Raw genomic sequence first — 19,247 nt, forward strand, 5'->3', positions numbered from 1 at the left:
TTCGATGACGCTGCGGGGGCGCGCGTGGTTCGTCGGCTGGTGTGGTCAAGCACTGCTGGTGCTGGCGCTATGGAGCGGGGTGGTGGCCCCGGGCCGGGCGCGCGGTACGGCCGATGCGCCTGCCGGTCCGCCGGTGCCATTGCTGTGGAAGGTCGACGGCAAGGGCGGCACGCTCTATTTGCTGGGCTCGTTCCATGTGCTCAAGCCCAGCGATTACCCGCTGTCGCCGGACGTGATGCAGGCCTTCGCCAAGGCCGACCGCCTGCTGTTCGAGCTGCCGCCGGCCGATGCGCAATCGCCGCAGCTGGCCGGGCGCATGCTGCAGGTGGCACGGCGCACGGACGGGCGCACCCTGCAGGACACGCTGGATGCCAGGACCTGGCAGGCACTCAGTGCCTATGCGCGCAAGCACGGCATGTCGATCGAGGCGCTGCAATCGCTCAAGCCGTGGTTCGTGGCGTTGTCGATCAGCCTGGCCGAGATGGCGCGCCAGGGCATGGAACCGAACGCGGGTCTGGACCATTACCTGATGCAGCAGGCGCAGTCGCGCGGCAAGCCGGCCGACGGGTTGGAACGCGCCGAGGAACAGCTCACCCTGCTCGATGGCATGACGCCCGCCGAGCAGCAGCAACTGCTGGAAGAAGCACTGGACGAGGCACAGACCACCGACCAGCTGCGTCGGTTGCATGCGGCCTGGCGCAACGGCGACGTGCACGCGCTGACCACGCAGATGGCCGAGGACATGCGCAGGCAGTATCCGGCGCTGTATCAGGACATCAACGTCGAGCGCAATGCGCGTTGGGTGCCACGGCTGGAAAAGCAATTGGGCAAGGGCAGCGGAACCACGCTGGTCGTGGTCGGTGCCTTGCACCTGCTGGGCAATGATGGCGTGGTGGAGCGGCTGCGGGCGCGCGGCTACCACATCGAGCGGATCTGCTCGGCCTGCGCTGCGCAGGCCGGCCGTTGATGGTGTGCGCGTAGCGCCATCCGGCACCACGCGCGATGTTCGATCAGCCGCGGTTGCGGGCCTTGCCGGTGGTGCCGGTTTGGTTGCCCGAGGTGCCGTGCGTGCCGGTGCCCATCGGGCCACTGCCCATGCTGCCGGCGCCCGGCGGGCTCGGCGGCGTGCCAGGGCCGCCCGGGCGACCGAAACCGGCGCCGAAGTTGCGCTGGAATTCCTGCCACAGCTCCAGGTTGCGCTCGGTCAGCTGGTTCATCATCGCCCATGGGGTCTGCCCGAGCAGGTTGCCCATCTGCTGGCGGAACTGCTGTTGCTGGTCCAGGAAGACCTGCATGCTGCGCTCCAGGTAGTTGCCCATGAAGCCCTGCAGCGAATCGCCGTAGAAGCGGATGATCTGGCTCAGTAACTGGGTGGACAGCATCGGCTCGCCGTCCTGTTCCTGGTCGGCAATGATCTGCAGCAACACGGCGCGGCTCAGATCTTCGCCGCTCTTGGCGTCGCGAACCTCGAACTCTTCGCCGTCGATGATGAGCTGGCGCACATCTTCAATGGTGATGTAACTGGAAATCTCGGTGTCGTAGAGACGGCGATTGGGATACTTCTTGATGATGCGAAGTCCGGCCATGGAGCGTTCACTCACACTGATAGTGCGCGCAGGATGGCGCAGCGCAGCAGCCGTTGCAACAGCCAACGGACCTTATTTGTCGACGCGGACACATAAAAAATGTTGCGCAGCATGGTTTTTGGCCCAAATCCATGCTGCATCGCAAAGTTGCAGCAAATCTACCAGCCCATGTGGTGGCCGCCGTTGATGTCCAGGTTCGAACCCGTGATCCAAGCAGCCTCTTCCGCCACCAGGAACGCCACCGCATAGGCGATCTCTTCCGGTCGGCCAAGCCGGCCCGTGGGGATGTCGGTCACGATCTTGGCGCGCACTTCTTCCGGCACCGCCATGACCATGTCGGTGGCCACGTAGCCAGGCGAAACGGTATTGACGGTGACTCCGAAGGCGGCGTTCTCGCGCGCCAGCGAGATGGTGAAGCCATGCATGCCGGCCTTGGCCGCAGCGTAATTGGCCTGGCCGTACTGGCCCTTGAGCCCGTTGATGGAACTGATCTGGATCACCCGTCCCCAACCGCGCTTGCGCATGCCCTCGATCACCGGGCGGGTGACGTTGAACACCGAATTGAGATTGGTGTTGATGACCTCGTGCCACTGTTCGGCGGTCATGCGGTGGAAGGTGGTGTCGCGGGTGATGCCGGCGTTGTTGACCAGGACCTCGATCGGCCCCAGCGCCGCTTCGACCGCTTCCACCAAGGCGCACGCATGCTCGGACGAGGCCACGTCGCCACCGAACAAGGCGACCTCGTAGCCCTGCGCCTGCATGCGTTGTTGCCAATCGCGCGCCTTCTCCTCGTTGCGGAAGTTGCTGGCGACCCGATGGCCCTGATCGGCCAGGCGCTTGCAGATGGCGGTACCGATACCGCCGGTGCCGCCGGTGACCAATGCGACGCGAGATGTCATGACGACTCCAATAAGCAGGTAGAGGCAGGGGGCGATCAGGGCCGTGGCGCAGGCGCCGCGGCCGGATGCCGGTGCTGGGCCGCAATTCTAGTCACGCAGCGGGGGCGACGCGCGCATGGACAGGTCAAGCGTGGGCGTTGCCGGCAGCAACTCCGGCGAGAAATGCTGCACCGCCTGCTGCAGCAGTGTGTCCACGCCCCCATGCGGCGGCAGGACGGCAGGCGGCTGGCCCAGCGCCTGCCAGGCGGCGCGCAGGGCGGGCAGCGGGTCGCCATCGTCCAGCGCGGGGGCGGCATGCGATTTGGACAGTTTGCGGCCCTCGGCATCCAGGATCAGCGGCAGGTGCAGATAACGCGGAGTCGGCAGGCCAAGGGCGCGCTGCAGCACCAGCTGGCGCGGGGTGGAATCGAGCAGGTCGGCACCGCGCACCACATCGGTGATCGCCTGCGCCGCATCGTCTACGACGACGGCAAGCTGGTAGGCCCAGTAGCCGTCGGCGCGCCGCAGCACCACATCGCCCACCTCGGCATGCACGTCCTGCAGCACATGCCCCTGCAACCCGTCGTCGAAGCCGACCGGCGGCTGCGGCGGTACCCGCAGGCGGACCGCGCGGCGTGCGCCCAGTGGCGCGACACAGGCATGGTGGATCCCGCCCATGCGCGCCAGGTCGGCGCGGCTGCAGCTGCACTCGAACGCCTGCCCGGTCTCCAGCAGCGTGGTGAGCGCGGCGGTGTAGTGCGCATCGCGATCGGATTGCCGGAGGATCGGCAGGTCTGAGACCAGGCCAAAAGCAGCCAGGGTGCGCAGTTGGCGCTCGGACGCGCCCGCTTCGGCACGCGGCGGGTCGATGTCCTCGAGCCGCACGCACCATTGCCCGCCGGCATGCCGAGCGAGCAGCCAGCTGCCGAAGGCGGCCAGCAGCGAGCCGAAGTGCAGCGGGCCGGTCGGGGAGGGCGCAAAGCGGCCGCGATAGGGAAGTGAGGGCATGGGCGGCTGAATCGTCGGTCAGATGCGCGCTTGATTTCAAGCAGTCATGTCCGCAAATCCACAGCAGTCCATCACGTCCGAGTGGAGCCCGCGCGCCATGTTCAACCGCATCTTCCTGTTCCTGCTGACCAACCTGGCGGTGCTGATGCTCGCCAGCGTCGTCATGTCGGTGTTGGGCGTCAATCCCGCGCAGATGAGTGGCCTGCTGGTGATGGGCGCCATCTTCGGCTTCGGTGGGTCCTTCATCTCGCTGTTGCTGTCCAAGTTCATGGCCAAGCGCAGTACCGGCGCGCAGGTGATCGCCGAACCGCGTACGCCGACCGAGCGTTGGCTGGTCGAGACGGTGCAGCGTCAGGCCCGGGCCGCCGGCATCGGCATGCCGGAAGTGGCGATCTACGAAGGCCCGGAGATCAACGCCTTCGCCACCGGCGCCAACCGCAACAACGCACTGGTGGCGGTCTCCACCGGCCTGTTGCAACACATGAGCCAGGACGAGGCCGAGGCGGTGCTCGGCCACGAGATCGCCCACGTCGCCAACGGCGACATGGTGACCATGGCGTTGTTGCAGGGGGTGCTCAATACCTTCGTGATCGTGCTGGCGCGCGTGGTCGGCGGGGTCATCGACAGCACGCTGTCGGGCAACCGCGAGGGTGGCCGGGGGTTTGCCTACTACATCATCGTGTTCGCGCTGGAGATGGTGCTGGGGATGTTCGCCACCATGATCGCGATGTGGTTCTCGCGTCGCCGCGAATTCCGCGCCGACGCCGGCGGCGCGCAGTTGGCCGGCCGCGGCAAGATGATCGCCGCGCTGGAACGTCTATCGCTGAATCATGGGCAGAGCAGCTTGCCCGCGCAGGTACAGGCCTTCGGCATTTCCGGCGGCGTGGGTGCCGGTCTGCGCCGGCTGTTCCTGAGCCATCCACCGCTGACCGAGCGTATCGCCGCATTGCGTTCCGCCACCGCCACTGCGGCGTGAGCGGTCTGCGCCCGCCGCGCTAGCGTCGCTGCCACCCGCACGGGCTGTGCGCCTGTGCGGGCTTGCCCGGCCGGACGCCTCAGCCGAATTCGAACTGCATCGTCGGGCTGGTGGACGCGACGAAATCGCCCTGCACGTAGTCCACGCCGGCACTGAAGAAGCTGCTCATCGACTGCGCATCGGCCACGAACTCGGCCATGGTAAGAATGCCGGCCGGCTGCGCGCGCGAGGTGATCTCGCGGATCTTCTCCTGGCTTTCGCGGGCCGAGGCGATCTCGCCGGTGATGCTGCGATCCAGCTTCAGGAAGGCCGGGTGGAAGTGCGCCAGCAGCTGGAACGAATCCAGCCCCGAACCGAACTGCTCCAGCCCCACCTTGCAGCCCATCGCCGATACCGCGGCAAGGAACTGCTGGGCATCGCGCAGGCGGGTGAAGACCTTCGATTCCGGGGTCTGCAGCCACAGCCGTTCGCCGGGCACGCCGTACACCGCCAGTTGCTCGCGGATGGTGTCGATCATCTGCGGATCGGCGAACGAGTTCGGGCCGATGCGCACCAGCAGGTGGGTCCGGCGGCCGGCGCGTTGTTGCTCGCCCAGCTGGCGGATCGCCCGCGCCACGACCCAGCGGTCGATCTCGGTAATCAGATCGTGCTCTTCGGCGATGGCCATGAAGGCGTTGGGCGACATCATCTCGCCGTTGCGTTCCAGCCGCAGAAAAGCCTGGTACAGCTCCAGCGGCTCGCCCTGCAGGCTGAGCACCGGCTGGTAATGCAGCACGAAACCATCGCCGACCAGGGCTTCGCGCAACTGCTCCACCCAGCGTGCGATGCGTTCTTCCTCGGCCCGGTCCGAGGCGGCCGGGTCGTAGATGCTGACCGCATTGCCGCCAAGTTCGGCGGTGGTGCGCACCGCCTCGGTGCCGCGATTGAGCACCTGGCCGATGCTGGCGATCTTCTCGCCGATCTGCACGCCCCCGATGCTCACCGTGACCGTGGTCGAGCGCGCGCCGATGCTGAAGACCTGTTGCGCGAATGCCTGGCGGACGGTTTCGGCCAGGGCGTGCGTGCGTGCATAGTTGCCGCTCATCAACAGCGCAAAACTATGCTCGCCGAAACGCGCGGCGACCACGCTCTGGTCCACCACGCCGGCGACGTGCACGGCCATGGCCGCGATCAGGGTGTCGGCCGCGTCCAGGCCGATCTCGGGGAGGATGCGCGCGTAATTGTCCGGCTCGATCAACAGAAAGCCGGACTGGCCCTCGCTGCGGCCGGCCTGTGCCACCGCCTGTTCCAGCGCCACCATGAAGGTGGGGCGGTTGAGCAGCCCGGTGACCTGGTCGCGCTGACGCAGGTCTTCCACTTCGCGTGCCAGTTCCGGGTCGAACTCCTCGCGGCGGCGGAACACCACCTGGATGCAGGGATCGCCTTCGTAGGTGGCGGTGGCAAATTCCATCGTTGCCGGGAAGGTGTCGCCTTCCAGCCGGCGGGCGTCGACCTTGTATTGCGCCGGCGGCGGCTCGCCCTTGGCCATGGCCTTCAGCAGCTGCTTGAAATCGTCGACGTACTGCGCGGCGATCATGTCCAGCAGCGAGACGCCTTCGACGTCGTCGAACGAGGCGAAGCCGAACATGTCCAGGTACGCCTCGTTGGCGCGGATGTGCATGCCTTCGTGGACGTAGGCGATCGGGTCGCGCGAGGAAGCGATCAAGGCATCGCAGCGGCGCTCGGTCTCGCGCATCTGCGCCTCGATGCGGCGCAAGCCGCGGCGTGCCTGCAGATCGGCCCATTCCGAGCGCACCAGTGCCAACAGATGCTCGGGGCGGTGGCGCAGCGCGATGGCGCGAATCCCGTGTGCAGCGGCTTCTACCAGCGCGTTCTCTTCGAGCCGCTCGGCCAGCAGGATGATCGGAATGTCCTTGCCGCTGCCGGCGATCTGCGCATGCAGCGCGCTCATCGGCACCTGCTGCGCCTGGCCGTGCAAAGCCAGGTCGATCTGGCCGGACAGCATGCTGGCAAGCTCTTCCGGTGTTTGCGGGCGCGAAGGCCGGACCGCGATGCCGCCGTTGCGCAGCGCGGTCACGATCGCCTCGGCATTCTCCACGCTGTCGTCAACGATCATCAGGCGGAGGGTGAGGTCTTTGCCTTTTTGCATGCGCGGCTCCCTGGGGACGGGCTTTATGACACGAAGGGGGTTGACACGTCCATGTGTGTGGGGCCCTCCACATGCGGGGTGCGACGCAGTGCACGTCGTGGAGTGGTGATGACGTTCAGGCACGTGGCCGCGCGCAGGCACTGCGATGGCTGGCATGCAGCGTCCCCGGTCGGTGGTTCTTTCGCATGGCGGCTGCGCACTGCTTCTGTGAGCGGCTCTACGCCGCGCAGCCGGCGGCGTGGCCGGATGCCCAGGCCCACTGGAAGTTGTAGCCGCCTAACCAGCCGGTCACGTCCAGCACCTCGCCGACGAAGTACAGGCCAGCGGTCAGCCGCGACTCCATGGTGGCACCGGAGATCTGGTGGGTGTCGACGCCGCCCAGGGTGACCTCGGCGGTGCGGTAGCCCTCGGTTCCGCTGGCGATCAATGGAAACGCACCGAGTAGATCGGCCGCGCTTTGCAGCTGCGGCGGGTCCAGTTGGCGCACGGGCTTGTCCGGCAGCCACACCTCGCACAGCCGTTGCGCGAAGCGCCGTGGCAGCACATCGCCCAAGACGTTGCGCAGCTCGGTGGCGCCACGGTGCTGCTTTTGCTCGCGCAGCCATGCCGCTGCATCGTGGCCGGGCAGCAGGTCCAGCCGCAGGTCGTCGCCCGGTTGCCAATAAGAAGAGATCTGCAGGATCGCCGGCCCGCTGACACCGCGATGGGTCAGCAGCATGAAGTTGCGAAAGCTGACGCCGTTGCAGTGCGCTTCCACCGGCAAGGCCAGCCCGGACAGGTCCTGCAAACGCTCCTGGTGCTTGCCGCTCAAGGTGAGCGGGACCAGCCCGGCCCGCGTGGGCAGCACCGTGTGGCCGAACTGCTGGGCCAGCGCGTAGCCGAAGCCGCTGGCGCCCATGCTGGGAATCGACAGCCCGCCGGTGGCGACGATCAGTGATTGCGCCTGCACGCGGCCGGCGCTGGTCTGCACGCTGAATCCATCGCTGTCGCGCTGCACCGATTGCACCGCGCACTGGGTGCGCAGTTGCACCCCGGCCGCCTCGCACTCGTCCAGCAGCAGGCGCACGATCTGCTTGGAGGAGATGTCGCAGAACAGTTGCCCCAGCTCCTTCTCGTGGTAGGCGATGCCGTGGCGTTCGACCAGCTGCACGAAATCGCCGGGGCTGTAGCGCGCCAGGGCGGATTTGCAGAAATGCCGGTTGGCGGAGATGAAGTTGCCCGGCGTGGTGCCGGTGTTGGTGAAGTTGCAGCGCCCGCCGCCGGACATCAGGATCTTCTTGCCGACCTTGTTGGCATGGTCGATCACCAGCACCTGGCGGCCGCGGCGACCGGCGGTGAAGGCGCTCATCAGGCCGGCGGCACCGGCGCCGATGACCAGCACGTCGCACCGCATGCTCATTCGGCCGGGGCTTGCCGCACCATCGGGGTCAGGGTGACGCTGCCATGGTCGGCCAGCATCTGCACTTCGCCGTCCTGGATAATCACGTCAAAGCGCATGCCGCGCTGGATCAGCGCACCCAGCGCCTCGGTGGCCTGCGAGTCGAGCTCGATCACGCGCAGGTTGCGGTGCCGGCCCATGGCGTTGGCGTGCTTCTTCCACCAGGTTTCGGTGGCCTGGCCGCCGTAGCCGATCACCACCGCTGCGCGCGAGCGATTGCAGGCCTTGCGCACGCGGCTTTCGTCGGGCTGGCCGAGGTCGATCCACAGCTCCGGGTCGCCGGTGTAGTCGCGCCGCCACAGATCGGGCTCGTCGTCGTTGCTGAGGCCGCGGCCGAATTCCAGACGCTCGTCGGCGAACAGCACAAAGGCCAGCAACCGCACCATCAGCCGTTCGTCGGTCTCAGAAGGGTGCTGGGCCAGGGTCAGCGAATGGTTGGCGTAGTACCCGCGGTCCATGTCGCTGATCTGAAGGTCCGCTCTGCGGACGGTGGCGGTGAGGGCCATCAGGGTGCCGATTGCAAAGGGCACCCATGATACGCGGCTGTCCCGGCGGGCGGGCGTCTGGGTGGTGAGCGGGGCAGGCGGCAGGCGGTGTGACGGCACGGCGAAGTCGGGTAGCCTGGCGCAGACCGGCTGCCTGCTCCGCTTGGCCGGTGCAGGTGCCCGATGAGCTGTGGATCGATGGCACTCAGAGCGTATTCAGCAAATGCCCCGGAGGCAGGAAGGCCCTGACAAGCCGTCGGATGTGGCCCGACAGAAAAAGATTTGAGGTGGGGTGTCGCTTTTTGCCGAAAACACGAGTACTGTGCACGCACTGTGTTTGCAAGGGTCACCGTGAATCGTGGCCTGGTGCAGCCGGATCGTTACAGATCTCGCTTCATCGTTCCGCTTTACCAACGCCTGCAACTCAGTCTCAGCTCCGGCTTTTCGGACGCTGCGATTTATCCATCCATAGTTCAGGAGTTTGTAAATGTCAGATCGTCAGAGCGGTACCGTGAAGTGGTTCAACGATGCCAAGGGCTTCGGCTTCATCACCCCGGAAAGCGGCCCGGACCTGTTCGTGCACTTCCGTGCCATCCAGGGCACCGGCTTCAAGTCGCTGCAGGAAGGCCAGAAGGTCACCTTCGTCGCCGTGCAGGGCCAGAAGGGCATGCAGGCTGACCAGGTGCAGGCGGTCTAATCCGCCTGCAACCGTAAGGTTGCCAAAAACGCCGGTCGCGCAAGCGATCGGCGTTTTTTTATTGGCCGGCATTTTCGTCTGGAATGGTCAACACGCTATCCAGCGTGGGCGTGCCGATGCGGCGTGTGCGCAACCATGACGCGCGGCTGGGTAGCATGGCGCTTTCCGTGTGCGGCCCGTTGCCATGATTACTGTCCACCATCTCAACAACTCCCGCTCGCAGCGCGTGCTGTGGCTGCTTGAAGAGTTGACGTTGCCGTACCAGATCGTGCGCCATGAGCGCGATCCCAAGACCATGCTGGCACCGGCGGCATTGCGCGCAATCCATCCGTTGGGCAAATCGCCCGTCATCGTCGACGGCGGGCTGACCATCGCCGAGTCCGGTGCGATCCTGGACTACCTGACCGAGCGTTACGACACCGAGTGTGCATTGTCGCCACCCGCTCGGCCGATCGATTCGCCCGAGCGGCAGCAGTTCCGCTACTGGATGCATTACGCCGAAGGATCGGCCATGCCGCCGTTGTTGATGACCTTGATCTTCGGACGTATCCGCAGCGCGCCGATGCCGTTCTTCGCCAAGCCGGTGGCGCGCGCGATCGTGGACAAGGCGATGTCCGCCTTCATCGGTCCACAGGTCAGTCTGCACCTGGACTGGATGGAGCAATCGCTGCAGCAGCATCCCTGGTTTGCCGGCGAGCGTTTCACCGCCGCCGACATCCAGATGAGCTTTCCGGTGCAGGCCGCGATGGCGCGTGCCGGGGGGTTGGAACGCCATCCGCGCTTGCGTGCGTTCGTGGAACGTATTGAAGCGCGGCCGGCCTACCAGGCGGCATTGAAGAAGGGCGGGTCGTACACGCTGATGGGGGGCGCGTCGGCCGATTGAGTTGCATCGCGGTGGGCGGTGCGTCGCCTGGCGGTGCATCGGCTGCCGGAGTACCTGCCCGCACAAGCGGGCCGGCCGCAGCGCGCCGTGGTGGGTTTACACAGCTAGCCCACTGACGCCGTTGTCGCGCTTACGGTGCCCGGCAGGTGCGCAGAAACTGCAGCGTGTCGCGCAGCACTGGAGAGCGCTGCGGCGGTTTGCGCAACGCCAGCACGATGCCTAGATGGCCCATGCCCGGATAGACCTTCAGCTCGGCCGTATCGCCTGCGCGGCGCAGCACCCGTTGCAGCGAACGGCTGTTCTCCAGTTCGACCACGCGGTCGGCATCGCCGTGCAGCAACAGCATCGGCGGTTCGTCGCCGCCGACGTGGTGCACCGGTTGCGACTGCCGTTGCGCGGCTGGCGCGTCGCCGAAGATCTCCACCAGTTCGGGGTCGGTCAGTGGCAGGAAGTCGTAGGGTCCGGCCAGCCCCACCACACCGCACAGCTGTCGTGGCGCGAGGCCTTGCGCGCGCAGCCAGCGTGCGTCGGTGCCTAGCAGTGCCGCGATATGCGCGCCGGCCGAGTGGCCTGCCACCGCCAGCCGCTTGGGATCGCCGCCATAGGCGTGCGCATGCCGGTAGCCCCAGGCGGTGGCGCCGGCGGCATCGTTCATGAAGCCGTCCAGGCCCACCTGCGGAGACTTGCGGTAGTCGGCCACCATCGCCACCACGCCTTGACGGGCCAGGGCGCGCCCCACCCAGCGATAGTTGGCGCGCGTGCCGCGTTTCCAGGTGCCGCCATAAAAGAACACCACCACCGGCGCGCCCACGGCATCGCGCGGCTGGTAGACATCCAGCGCCAGGCCGTGGGCCGGGTCGAACACCTGATCCGGATGTTCGACGATGCCGGCGCGGCTGGAGGCGGCATTGATGCCACCGAAGAAGACGCTGCTGCAGGCCGTCAAGGTCAACGAGCCGAGCAGCAGGAGGGCGGGGCGGAACCAGCGGGTGGCGCGTGAGGGCATGGGCAGGGTCGGCAAGGCAATGGAAAGGAGGTCGGCATGGATGGCGGCGGCGCTGGGTGCGCGTCATCGCCGGCAAGATGCGCAAGGCCACCGCGATGATGCGCTGGCCTGCACGGTGTATTAGCGGTCAATGGATGTCGCCAGCATGTGCAGGACGAGACTGCTTGCAGCCACTTGGGAATGGGGAATCGGGAATCGGGAAAGCATTGCAGTCCCCGCTGTTTCGATTCCCCATTCCCCATTCCCCATTCCCCATTCCCGGTGATGGTTTAGGCTTGTTGGCATGACTGAGCTGAGTTTTGACAACCGCCTGCGCCGAGACCTGCCTGAAGACCCGGAGCAGGGGGCGCGCCGCCGCGAGGTGCACGCCGCCTGGTCGTCAGTGCAGCCGACCCCGGTCGCCGCACCGCGCGTGATCGCCTATTCGACGGAGATGGCGCAATCGCTCGGACTGGACGCGGCCGACATCGGCAGCCCCCGGTTTGCCGAGGTGTTTGCAGGCAATGCGCTGTATCCGGGCATGCAGCCGTGGGCGGTCAATTACGGCGGGCACCAGTTCGGGCACTGGGCCGGGCAGTTGGGTGATGGCCGGGCGATTTCGCTGGGCGAGGCGATTGGTGTCGATGGCGGGCGCTACGAGCTGCAGCTCAAGGGCGCCGGCCCCACGCCGTATTCGCGCGGTGCCGATGGCCGCGCAGTGTTGCGCTCGTCAATCCGGGAATTCCTGTGCAGCGAAGCGATGCATCACCTGGGCGTGCCGACCACGCGCGCACTGAGCCTGGTCGCCACCGGCGATGCGGTCGTGCGCGACATGTTCTACGACGGCCGCCCGCAGCGCGAGCCGGGTGCGATTGTCTGCCGGGTGGCGCCCTCGTTCATCCGCTTCGGCAACTTCGAGTTGCCGAGCGCGCGCGGCGACACGGCACTGCTGCGGCAATGGGTGGAGTTCACCATCGCGCGTGATTTCCCGGCCCTGGCCGGAACCGGCGAGACGCTGTACGCCGACTGGTTTACGCAGGTCTGCGAGCGCACCGCGGTAATGGTGGCGCACTGGATGCGGGTTGGCTTCGTACATGGGGTGATGAACACCGACAACATGTCGATCCTGGGTCTGACCATCGATTATGGCCCCTACGGCTGGGTCGACGATTACGACCCGGACTGGACACCCAACACCACCGACGCGCAGGGGCGTCGCTATCGCTTCGGCACCCAGCCACAGTTGGCGTACTGGAACCTGGGGCGGCTGGCCCAGGCACTGGCGCCGCTGTTTGCCGATGCAACGCCGCTGCAGCAGGGGCTGGACCGCTTCCGCGACACCTATCTGGCCTGCGACCGCCGTGATACGGCCGCCAAGCTGGGGCTGGCCGAATGCCGCGACGAGGATCTGCAGCTGATCGATGCATTGCGCGCGCTGATGCGCGAATCGGAGATGGACATGACGCTGACTTTCCGTGGCCTGATCGACCTGTCGCCCGAACAGCCGGACCCTGCGCCGCTGCGCGATGCGTTCTACGACGAAGACAAACGTGTGGCGGAAGCAGCGCAATTGCAGGACTGGCTGCAGCGCTATGCCGCGCGCCTGCAGCAGGATGCGCTATCGCCGGACCAGCGCCGCGCGCGCATGCGCCAGGCCAACCCGCGCTATGTGCTGCGCAATTACCTGGCGCAGCAGGCCATCGACCGGGCCGAGCAGGGCGATGCGACCGGCGTTCAGGAGCTGCTGGAGGTCATGCGCCGGCCTTACGACGATCAGCCAGGCCGCGAGGCATTCGCGGCGCGGCGTCCGGAATGGGCACGCGATCGCGCCGGATGTTCGATGCTGTCGTGCAGTTCATGACGCGCTTAGATTCACAGAGGCCGCATGGGCGGCGGCAAGGCCGCGCGCAGCCTAGAATAGGTCATCCCCACACGGCCGCGATGCCACTACCACCATGACCGATTGCAGCCGCTGCGCCGGCACTCATCCTTCCGGCCCCAACCACTGGGCGGGCCGGATCCGCGATATCGCCGACTTTCCCAAGCCGGGTATCGTCTTCAAGGACATCACTCCGCTGCTCTCGGACGGGCCGGACTTCGCCTCGGCGCTGGACGAGATGGCGCAACCCTGGCGCACCACGCCGCTGGATGCGGTGCTGGGGATCGAAGCGCGCGGTTTCATTCTTGGCGCGGCGCTGGCGCGTGAACTGCGTACGGGCTTTGTGCCGGTGCGCAAGCCGGGCAAGTTGCCTGGGCGCACGCTGATCCAGGAATACGCACTGGAATACGGCACCGACCGCATCGAAATGCACGAAGACGCGTTGCCGCGCGGTGCGCGCGTGCTGATCGTGGACGACGTGCTGGCCACCGGCGGCACCCTGCGCGCTGCGCTGGGCCTGGCCGCACAGCTGGAGCTGGAGGTGGTGGGTGCGGCGGTGCTGGTGGAACTGCAGGCGCTGCAGGGCCGCGCGAAGTGGGCCAACGACGTGCCGCTGCTGGCGACCTTGTGCTATTGAGCCGTTGAAGACTGCGGACTGGGCCCGGCGCCCGGCCCGCGTTGCTGTGCACGGCCAGGCGGCATCGCGCCGGCTGGCCGCGTGGTCGTTCAGAGCTTGCTGACCCGGAACCGTCGGCCCTTGATCTTGCCTGCATGCAGGTGCGCCAGCGCCTTGCTCACCTGCGCGCGTGCGATGGCGACATAGGAGCGGGTGGGGTAGATGGCGATCTTGCCGATCGCCGCGCCTGACAACCCGGCTTCACCAGTGAGCGCGCCCAGGATGTCGCCGGCACGCAGCTTGTCGGTCTTGCCGCCGTCGATGCGCAAGGTGGTCATCGCCGCCTGCGGCAACTGCGCCGGGCGGGCGGTGGCCAGTGGCGCGCGCGACCACTTCAGCGGCTGGCCCTGTTCGGCCTCCAATGCCTGCGCACGCGCGGTTTCACGCGGTGCCACCAGACTCAGCGCCAGGCCATGCTTGCCGGCGCGCGCGGTGCGGCCGATGCGGTGGCGATAGGTCTCGGTGTCGGTGGGCAGCTCGTAATTGACCACGGCCGCAAGGTCCTCCACGTCCAGCCCGCGCGCGGCCACGTCGCTGGCCACCAGCACGTTGCAGCTGCGGTTGACGAAACGCACCAGCACCTCGTCGCGGTCGCGCTGTTCCATGTCGCCGTGCAGGGCCAGCGCGGAGAAGCCGAATTCCTGCAGCGAGCCGGCCACCTCGTCTACTTCCTTGCGGGTATTGCAGAACACCACGCTGGATTCGGGATTGAAGCGCAGCAGCAGGCCGGCCACGGCTTTCTGTCGATAAGTGGGATCGACCTCGAAGAATTGCTGGTCGATTTCCGGTGCGTTGTCGGCGCCTTCGACGGTGATCTCGATCGGGTCCTTGAGGATCTCGCGCGCCAGCATGCGGATGCTGTCGGGGAACGTGGCCGAGAACAGCAGGCTCTGGCGGTGCTTGTCGCAGCGGCTGGCGATCTCGCGGATGGGTTCTTCAAAGCCCATGTCGAGCATGCGGTCGGCCTCGTCCAGCACCAGCGTGCGCACGCCGCCCAGGTGCAGGGCGCGCTTGCGGGCCAGCTCCTGGATGCGGCCGGGCGTGCCTACCACTACCTGCGGGTCGTGCGCTTCCAGCGAGGCAAGCTGTGGACCGAGCGGCATGCCGCCGGTCAGCACCACCAGCTTCATGTTGGGAATGCCGGTGGCCAGCTTGCGCAACTGCTTGCCGACCTGGTCGGCCAGTTCGCGGGTAGGGCACAGCACCAGCGCCTGCGCGCGGGTCAGCGCCGGGTCGAGCTTCTGCAGCAGGCCCAGTCCGAAGGCGGCGGTCTTGCCGCTGCCGGTGGGCGCCTGGGCGATGACATCCAGCCCCTGCAGGATCGGCGGCAGGCTCTGCGCCTGGATGGGAGTGAGGACGGTGTAGCCAAGGGCGTCGATGCCGGGGGCCAGGGCCGGCGACAGCGGCAGCGCGGAGAATTCGTTCATGGCGCATTTTAGCGGGAATCGGGAGTAGGGAATCGGGAATCGGGAATCGCAACGGCGCGGGCGTTTTCCATTCCCGATTCACCATTCCCGATTCCCGTACAATTGCGCCATGCCTTTAATCACTCTGCAACGCGTCGACTACAGCGTCGGCGGCCCGTTGTTGCTGGAAAAAACCGACCTCACGATCGAGCCGGGCGAGCGTATCGCCCTGATTGGCCGTAACGGTGCCGGCAAATCGACCTTGATGAAATTGATCGCCGGCGAGCTCAGGCCCGATGACGGCGAGGTGCGCGTGCAGCAGGGTGTGCGTATCGCGCGGCTGGAGCAGGAGGTGCCGCAGGGCACCGGCGGCAGCGTGTTCGACGTGGTGGCCGATGGCCTGGGCGAGTTGGGCCACTGGTTGGCCGAGTTCCACCAGCTCAGCCATGCCGAGGTGTTCGACGCCGAGGCGTTCGGTAAGGTGCAGGCCAAGATCGACGCGGCCGAAGGCTGGGCGCTGGACCAGCGCGTCAGCGAGACGCTGACCAAGCTGGAACTGGACGGCGATGCCCAGTTCGCGCGGCTGTCCGGCGGCATGAAGCGGCGCGTGCTGCTGGCGCGCTCGCTGGTGTCCTCACCGGACGTGCTGCTGCTGGACGAGCCGACCAACCACCTGGACATCGAAGCCATCGACTGGCTGGAGACCTTCCTGAAGGGCTGGAACGGCAGCGTGCTGTTCGTCACCCATGACCGCCGCTTCCTGCGTGCGCTGGCCACCCGCATCGTCGAGATCGATCGTGGCCAGGTCACCAGCTGGCCGGGCGACTGGGCCAATTACGAGCGCCGCCGCGAAGAGCGGCTCAATGCGCAGGCGCAGGAGAATGCGCGCTTCGACAAATTGCTGGCGCAGGAAGAAGTCTGGATCCGTCAGGGCATCAAGGCGCGGCGCACCCGCGACGAAGGCCGCGTGCGGCGCCTGGAATCGATGCGCAACGAGCGCGTGCAGCGGCGCGAGCTCACCGGCAATGTGCGCATGGAAGTCTCGCAGGGCGAGTCGTCCGGCAAGAAGGTGATCGAGGCCAAGGAGGTCGGCTTCGCGTTCGGTGCGCGCACGATGGTCAAGGATTTTTCCACCATCATCCAGCGCGGCGACCGCATCGGCCTGATCGGCCCGAACGGCAGCGGCAAGACCACCTTGCTCAAGCTGTTGCTGGGCGACTTGCAGCCGCAGCAGGGCGAGATCCGCATCGGCACCAATCTGCAGATTGCCTACTTCGATCAATACCGCTCGACCCTGCGTGAAGACTGGAGCGCGATCGAGAACGTGGCCGAGGGCCGCGATTTCCTGGAGATCAATGGCAAGCGCAAACATGTGCATGCGTATCTGCAGGATTTTTTGTTCACCCCCGAGCGTGCCCGCGCGCCAATCACCCGGCTGTCCGGCGGCGAACGCAACCGGCTGCTGCTGGCACGGCTGTTCGCGCAGCCGTCCAATCTCCTGGTGATGGACGAACCGACCAACGATCTGGACGTGGAAACCCTGGAATTGCTGGAAGAATTGCTGGGGGAATACAGCGGCACGCTGCTGCTGGTCAGCCATGACCGCGACTTCCTCGACAACGTGGTGACTTCCACGCTGGTGATGGAAGGCGATGGCCTGATCGGCGATTACGTTGGCGGCTACAGCGATTCGCTGCGCCAGCGGCGCAGCCCGGCGACCAGCGCGATGGCGGTGGCCAAGGCCTCGGCCACTGCGGTGGCGACTGCGCCGGCGGCCACTGCGGCGCCAGTGGAGGCTGCGCCCAAGCGCAAGTTGAGCTACAAGGATGCGCGCGAGCTGGAGCAGTTGCCTGGCCTGATCGAGACGCTGGAGCAGCAGGTGGCTGCACTGACCGAGGCGATGAACGACCCGGGCTTCTACCAGCGCGACACTGCGGCCATGGCCGCGCACACTGCTGCACTGGGCGATGCGCAGGCGCAGCTGGATGCGGCCTACGCGCGCTGGAGCGAGCTGGATCGTTGATGCGCAGGCCGGCGTGCCACGGTGCATTGGCCGTCCCTGTTCAACCCGCCGCCGCAGCTGCGCATGCGGTGCGCGGCGGGCGGGTGCGGCTCCGCATTGCGTACTTGCACGTCGGTATGACGGTTTCGATCCGTTCCGATCAACTGCAGGCGCCCGCGGGTGCCACGAACGCTGCAAATGTTCGCCCACGCGCGGCCCAGCTGGTGGCAGCCTCGTCGAGGATGTCCAGCAAGGTATCGCGATCGCCAGGCACGGCCTTCGCCAGTGCATCGGCACCATCGATCAACAGCGCATAGCCGCGCGGGGCGGCTAGCCAGCTCAGGTCGCGCAGGCCATCGCTGAGGGCGTCCCAGTTGCGGCCGAATCCGGCCGGAAAATCCAGTTGGGTGGCCAGCCGCATCAGCAGCATGCGTTTGTCGTTGCAGGTGGCCAGGTCCACGCGCAGGATGCGCAGGCCGGCATCGCGGGCCAGCGCTGCCATGGTGTCCAGGTCGTCGGTGTCGGCCTGGTAGACGCCCGACTGCTGCGGATCGGATAGGTCCAGGGCAAAGTCGCCCGCGCTCATGGCGCCTGCTCCGGGGTTGGCCCGGGGAACGGCCTGAAGCTTTGGTAATGGTCGTCGCTGTAGTACCAGGTCTGCGGTGGGGTGCCGCCGGTGACGATGCGGCGCGCGCCGCGATCTGCGCTGCCCGGCGTGTCCACCGTGTATTCGCGGTAGTGGCCACGCGGGCGCTCGGGCAGGCGATGTTCGCGATTGCCGAACACGCTGCCGTCCTGCGGATACGGGAACGGCCCGCCGCGCTGGATCAGCACGATGGTGGCCATCGCTTCGATCGGCAGAAAGGCAGGCAGGCGCGGCACCTGCCGTGCGGCCACTGGCGCGGCGATCGGTGCATTGAGTGAGGGCGCAAACTGCGGCTTGGGTGCCTGCAGCGCACGCATGCCCCACAGGCCGGCCACGAGCACCACAATGGCGACGATCAGTAAAGCGGGCTTGCGCATGAAGACGCTCCATAGGCGAAGTGTGTGCGACCCCTTCAGTATGACGTCGCGCGACTGTGCCCACTTTGAATGCACCACCGCGCCGGTCCGGTTCACGCGCAAGTAACCGGGGCATGGTGCAAGGTGTGCAGCCAAGACGGCGCGGCAGGCGATGGGATGCAGTTTCCTTGCCTGTACCCTTGGTAAGCGCCGCTGCCGTCCTTACCATCTACCCCGCAACGCCCGGTCTTCGCCGGGCGGCAAGTCTAGGAGACCCTCATGGCTTACACCCTTCCGCAATTGCCTTACGCGTACGACGCGCTGGAACCGAACATCGATGCGCAGACGATGGAAATCCATCACAGCAAGCATCACCAGACCTATATCAACAACGTCAACGCGGCGCTGGAAGGGACCGAGTACGCGGACCTGCCGATCGACGAGCTGGTGTCCAAGCTGAAGAGCCTGCCGGACAACCTGCAAGGCCCGGTGCGCAACAACGGTGGTGGCCACGCCAACCATTCGCTGTTCTGGACCGTGCTGGCGCCCAACGGCGGCGGCGAGCCCAAGGGCGAGGTCGCCAAGGCGATCGACAAGGACCTGGGCGGTTTCGAGAAGTTCAAGGAAGCCTTCACCAAGGCTGCCGTCAGCCGCTTCGGCTCCGGCTGGGCGTGGCTGAGCGTGACTCCTGACAAAAAGCTGGTGGTGGAAAGCACTGCCAACCAAGACAGCCCTTTGTTCGAAGGCAATACCCCGATCCTGGGTCTGGACGTCTGGGAACACGCTTACTACCTGAAGTATCAGAACCGCCGCCCGGAATACATCGGCGCGTTCTACAACGCGGTCAACTGGGACGAAGTCGAGCGCCGCTACCACGCTGCCATCGGCTGACGTCTACGCTGATGCGGTAACGCGCAAGGCCGGGAGCGATCCCGGCCTTGCGCGTTTGATGCGAGCGATCGTGCAGGAGCGGACCTGGCCGCGAGGGCTTTCCCGGGAGAGCTTCGTCGCGCTCGGGCGCGCTCCTACCAATACCTGCGGCGCCGATCAGAACTTGGTCGACGTCTACGCTGATGCGGTAACGCACAAGGCCGGGAGCGATCTCGGCCTTGTGCGTTTGATGGGAGCGATCGTGCAGGAGCGGACCTGGCCGCGAGGGCTTTCCCGGGAGAGTTCCGTCGCGCTCGGGGGCGCTCC

The 19,247-nt window shown here is 66.6% G+C and carries 18 protein-coding genes; 8 read left to right on the top strand and 10 right to left on the bottom strand.

Annotated elements, in window-relative coordinates; translation table 11 throughout:
- The first annotated feature begins 4 nt into the window (after window positions 1-4).
- Complete coding sequence (locus XcuCFBP2542_RS08765) at window positions 5-967, top strand: TraB/GumN family protein (protein WP_104603204.1); 963 nt, start codon at window positions 5-7, stop codon at window positions 965-967.
- Window positions 968-1,010: 43 nt separating this feature from the next.
- Here the strand turns inward: XcuCFBP2542_RS08765 and phaR are convergent, their stop codons facing one another.
- From phaR to gluQRS, 3 genes are all read right to left on the bottom strand, one after another.
- Window positions 1,011-1,586 carry a polyhydroxyalkanoate synthesis repressor PhaR gene (phaR, locus tag XcuCFBP2542_RS08770; protein WP_104603205.1) on the bottom strand — a complete coding sequence of 192 codons (576 nt, stop codon included), beginning with the start codon at window positions 1,584-1,586 and terminating at the stop codon, window positions 1,011-1,013.
- A 158-nt stretch (window positions 1,587-1,744) separates the two neighbouring features.
- Window positions 1,745-2,485, bottom strand: coding sequence for a beta-ketoacyl-ACP reductase (gene phbB / locus XcuCFBP2542_RS08775; protein ID WP_104603206.1), 741 nt, complete (start codon window positions 2,483-2,485; stop codon window positions 1,745-1,747).
- Between the two features lie 87 nt (window positions 2,486-2,572).
- Window positions 2,573-3,472 (bottom strand): tRNA glutamyl-Q(34) synthetase GluQRS, encoded by a 900-nt coding sequence (gluQRS, locus tag XcuCFBP2542_RS08780; RefSeq protein WP_104603207.1) that lies wholly within the window; start codon window positions 3,470-3,472, stop codon window positions 2,573-2,575.
- Window positions 3,473-3,569: 97 nt separating this feature from the next.
- Between gluQRS and htpX the strand changes: the two genes are divergently transcribed.
- Window positions 3,570-4,448, top strand: coding sequence for a protease HtpX (gene htpX / locus XcuCFBP2542_RS08785; protein WP_104603275.1), 879 nt, complete (start codon window positions 3,570-3,572; stop codon window positions 4,446-4,448).
- A gap of 79 nt (window positions 4,449-4,527) precedes the next feature.
- Here the strand turns inward: htpX and XcuCFBP2542_RS08790 are convergent, their stop codons facing one another.
- From XcuCFBP2542_RS08790 to XcuCFBP2542_RS08800, 3 genes are all read right to left on the bottom strand, one after another.
- Window positions 4,528-6,597: a GGDEF/EAL domain-containing response regulator gene (locus tag XcuCFBP2542_RS08790; RefSeq protein WP_104603208.1), complete on the bottom strand. Its 2,070-nt coding sequence runs from the start codon at window positions 6,595-6,597 to the stop codon at window positions 4,528-4,530.
- A 217-nt stretch (window positions 6,598-6,814) separates the two neighbouring features.
- Window positions 6,815-7,996 carry a BaiN/RdsA family NAD(P)/FAD-dependent oxidoreductase gene (locus XcuCFBP2542_RS08795; RefSeq protein ID WP_104603209.1) on the bottom strand — a complete coding sequence of 394 codons (1,182 nt, stop codon included), beginning with the start codon at window positions 7,994-7,996 and terminating at the stop codon, window positions 6,815-6,817.
- Window positions 7,993-8,541: a YaeQ family protein gene (locus tag XcuCFBP2542_RS08800; protein ID WP_104603276.1), complete on the bottom strand. Its 549-nt coding sequence runs from the start codon at window positions 8,539-8,541 to the stop codon at window positions 7,993-7,995. The genes XcuCFBP2542_RS08795 and XcuCFBP2542_RS08800 overlap by 4 nt, the downstream gene beginning before the upstream one ends.
- Window positions 8,542-9,007: 466 nt before the next feature.
- On the opposite strand from XcuCFBP2542_RS08800, the gene XcuCFBP2542_RS08810 reads away from it, so the two are divergent.
- Window positions 9,008-9,217: a cold-shock protein gene (locus tag XcuCFBP2542_RS08810; protein ID WP_006451993.1), complete on the top strand. Its 210-nt coding sequence runs from the start codon at window positions 9,008-9,010 to the stop codon at window positions 9,215-9,217.
- Between the two features lie 184 nt (window positions 9,218-9,401).
- Window positions 9,402-10,100 carry a glutathione S-transferase gene (locus tag XcuCFBP2542_RS08815; RefSeq protein WP_104603210.1) on the top strand — a complete coding sequence of 233 codons (699 nt, stop codon included), beginning with the start codon at window positions 9,402-9,404 and terminating at the stop codon, window positions 10,098-10,100.
- A 130-nt stretch (window positions 10,101-10,230) separates the two neighbouring features.
- Here the strand turns inward: XcuCFBP2542_RS08815 and XcuCFBP2542_RS08820 are convergent, their stop codons facing one another.
- Window positions 10,231-11,106, bottom strand: a complete 876-nt coding sequence (locus tag XcuCFBP2542_RS08820) for an alpha/beta hydrolase (RefSeq protein ID WP_104603211.1) — start codon at window positions 11,104-11,106, stop codon at window positions 10,231-10,233.
- Window positions 11,107-11,389: 283 nt separating this feature from the next.
- Between XcuCFBP2542_RS08820 and XcuCFBP2542_RS08825 the strand changes: the two genes are divergently transcribed.
- Together XcuCFBP2542_RS08825 and XcuCFBP2542_RS08830 are read left to right on the top strand one after the other, a co-directional pair.
- Window positions 11,390-12,946, top strand: a complete 1,557-nt coding sequence (locus tag XcuCFBP2542_RS08825; RefSeq protein ID WP_104603212.1) for a protein adenylyltransferase SelO — start codon at window positions 11,390-11,392, stop codon at window positions 12,944-12,946.
- Between the two features lie 94 nt (window positions 12,947-13,040).
- The gene (locus XcuCFBP2542_RS08830) at window positions 13,041-13,601 is read left to right on the top strand and encodes an adenine phosphoribosyltransferase (RefSeq protein ID WP_104603213.1); all 561 of its coding nucleotides are present in this window, start codon (window positions 13,041-13,043) and stop codon (window positions 13,599-13,601) included.
- 89 nt (window positions 13,602-13,690) lie between these two features.
- Here the strand turns inward: XcuCFBP2542_RS08830 and dbpA are convergent, their stop codons facing one another.
- Window positions 13,691-15,067, bottom strand: coding sequence for an ATP-dependent RNA helicase DbpA (gene dbpA / locus XcuCFBP2542_RS08835; RefSeq protein WP_104603214.1), 1,377 nt, complete (start codon window positions 15,065-15,067; stop codon window positions 13,691-13,693).
- Between the two features lie 109 nt (window positions 15,068-15,176).
- Here dbpA and XcuCFBP2542_RS08840 point away from each other — a divergent pair, with 109 nt between their 5' ends.
- Window positions 15,177-17,069 carry an ATP-binding cassette domain-containing protein gene (locus XcuCFBP2542_RS08840; RefSeq protein ID WP_104603215.1) on the top strand — a complete coding sequence of 631 codons (1,893 nt, stop codon included), beginning with the start codon at window positions 15,177-15,179 and terminating at the stop codon, window positions 17,067-17,069.
- A 139-nt stretch (window positions 17,070-17,208) separates the two neighbouring features.
- On the opposite strand, the gene XcuCFBP2542_RS08845 is transcribed toward XcuCFBP2542_RS08840, so the two are convergent.
- Window positions 17,209-17,634 (bottom strand): barstar family protein, encoded by a 426-nt coding sequence (locus XcuCFBP2542_RS08845; RefSeq protein WP_104603216.1) that lies wholly within the window; start codon window positions 17,632-17,634, stop codon window positions 17,209-17,211.
- Window positions 17,631-18,071 (bottom strand): guanyl-specific ribonuclease, encoded by a 441-nt coding sequence (locus XcuCFBP2542_RS08850; protein ID WP_104603217.1) that lies wholly within the window; start codon window positions 18,069-18,071, stop codon window positions 17,631-17,633. The genes XcuCFBP2542_RS08845 and XcuCFBP2542_RS08850 overlap by 4 nt, the downstream gene beginning before the upstream one ends.
- A 258-nt stretch (window positions 18,072-18,329) precedes the next feature.
- On the opposite strand from XcuCFBP2542_RS08850, the gene XcuCFBP2542_RS08855 reads away from it, so the two are divergent.
- Complete coding sequence (locus XcuCFBP2542_RS08855) at window positions 18,330-18,941, top strand: superoxide dismutase (protein ID WP_104603218.1); 612 nt, start codon at window positions 18,330-18,332, stop codon at window positions 18,939-18,941.
- Window positions 18,942-19,247 lie beyond the last annotated feature (306 nt).

The sequence above is a fragment of the Xanthomonas cucurbitae genome, assembly GCF_002939885.1.
GTDB classification, from domain to species: Bacteria; Pseudomonadota; Gammaproteobacteria; order Xanthomonadales; family Xanthomonadaceae; genus Xanthomonas; species Xanthomonas cucurbitae.

Coding starts and splice junctions, on each gene's coding strand:
- XcuCFBP2542_RS08815 (WP_104603210.1), top strand. CDS start 9,402: ATGATTACTGTCCACCATCTCAACAACTCCCGCTCGCAGCGCGTGCTG.
- dbpA (WP_104603214.1), bottom strand. CDS start 15,067: ATGAACGAATTCTCCGCGCTGCCGCTGTCGCCGGCCCTGGCCCCCGGC.
- XcuCFBP2542_RS08820 (WP_104603211.1), bottom strand. CDS start 11,106: ATGCCCTCACGCGCCACCCGCTGGTTCCGCCCCGCCCTCCTGCTGCTC.
- XcuCFBP2542_RS08800 (WP_104603276.1), bottom strand. CDS start 8,541: ATGGCCCTCACCGCCACCGTCCGCAGAGCGGACCTTCAGATCAGCGAC.
- XcuCFBP2542_RS08830 (WP_104603213.1), top strand. CDS start 13,041: ATGACCGATTGCAGCCGCTGCGCCGGCACTCATCCTTCCGGCCCCAAC.
- XcuCFBP2542_RS08795 (WP_104603209.1), bottom strand. CDS start 7,996: ATGAGCATGCGGTGCGACGTGCTGGTCATCGGCGCCGGTGCCGCCGGC.
- XcuCFBP2542_RS08850 (WP_104603217.1), bottom strand. CDS start 18,071: ATGCGCAAGCCCGCTTTACTGATCGTCGCCATTGTGGTGCTCGTGGCC.
- XcuCFBP2542_RS08855 (WP_104603218.1), top strand. CDS start 18,330: ATGGCTTACACCCTTCCGCAATTGCCTTACGCGTACGACGCGCTGGAA.
- XcuCFBP2542_RS08845 (WP_104603216.1), bottom strand. CDS start 17,634: ATGAGCGCGGGCGACTTTGCCCTGGACCTATCCGATCCGCAGCAGTCG.
- XcuCFBP2542_RS08790 (WP_104603208.1), bottom strand. CDS start 6,597: ATGCAAAAAGGCAAAGACCTCACCCTCCGCCTGATGATCGTTGACGAC.
- gluQRS (WP_104603207.1), bottom strand. CDS start 3,472: ATGCCCTCACTTCCCTATCGCGGCCGCTTTGCGCCCTCCCCGACCGGC.
- XcuCFBP2542_RS08765 (WP_104603204.1), top strand. CDS start 5: ATGACGCTGCGGGGGCGCGCGTGGTTCGTCGGCTGGTGTGGTCAAGCA.
- htpX (WP_104603275.1), top strand. CDS start 3,570: ATGTTCAACCGCATCTTCCTGTTCCTGCTGACCAACCTGGCGGTGCTG.
- XcuCFBP2542_RS08825 (WP_104603212.1), top strand. CDS start 11,390: ATGACTGAGCTGAGTTTTGACAACCGCCTGCGCCGAGACCTGCCTGAA.
- XcuCFBP2542_RS08840 (WP_104603215.1), top strand. CDS start 15,177: ATGCCTTTAATCACTCTGCAACGCGTCGACTACAGCGTCGGCGGCCCG.
- XcuCFBP2542_RS08810 (WP_006451993.1), top strand. CDS start 9,008: ATGTCAGATCGTCAGAGCGGTACCGTGAAGTGGTTCAACGATGCCAAG.
- phbB (WP_104603206.1), bottom strand. CDS start 2,485: ATGACATCTCGCGTCGCATTGGTCACCGGCGGCACCGGCGGTATCGGT.
- phaR (WP_104603205.1), bottom strand. CDS start 1,586: ATGGCCGGACTTCGCATCATCAAGAAGTATCCCAATCGCCGTCTCTAC.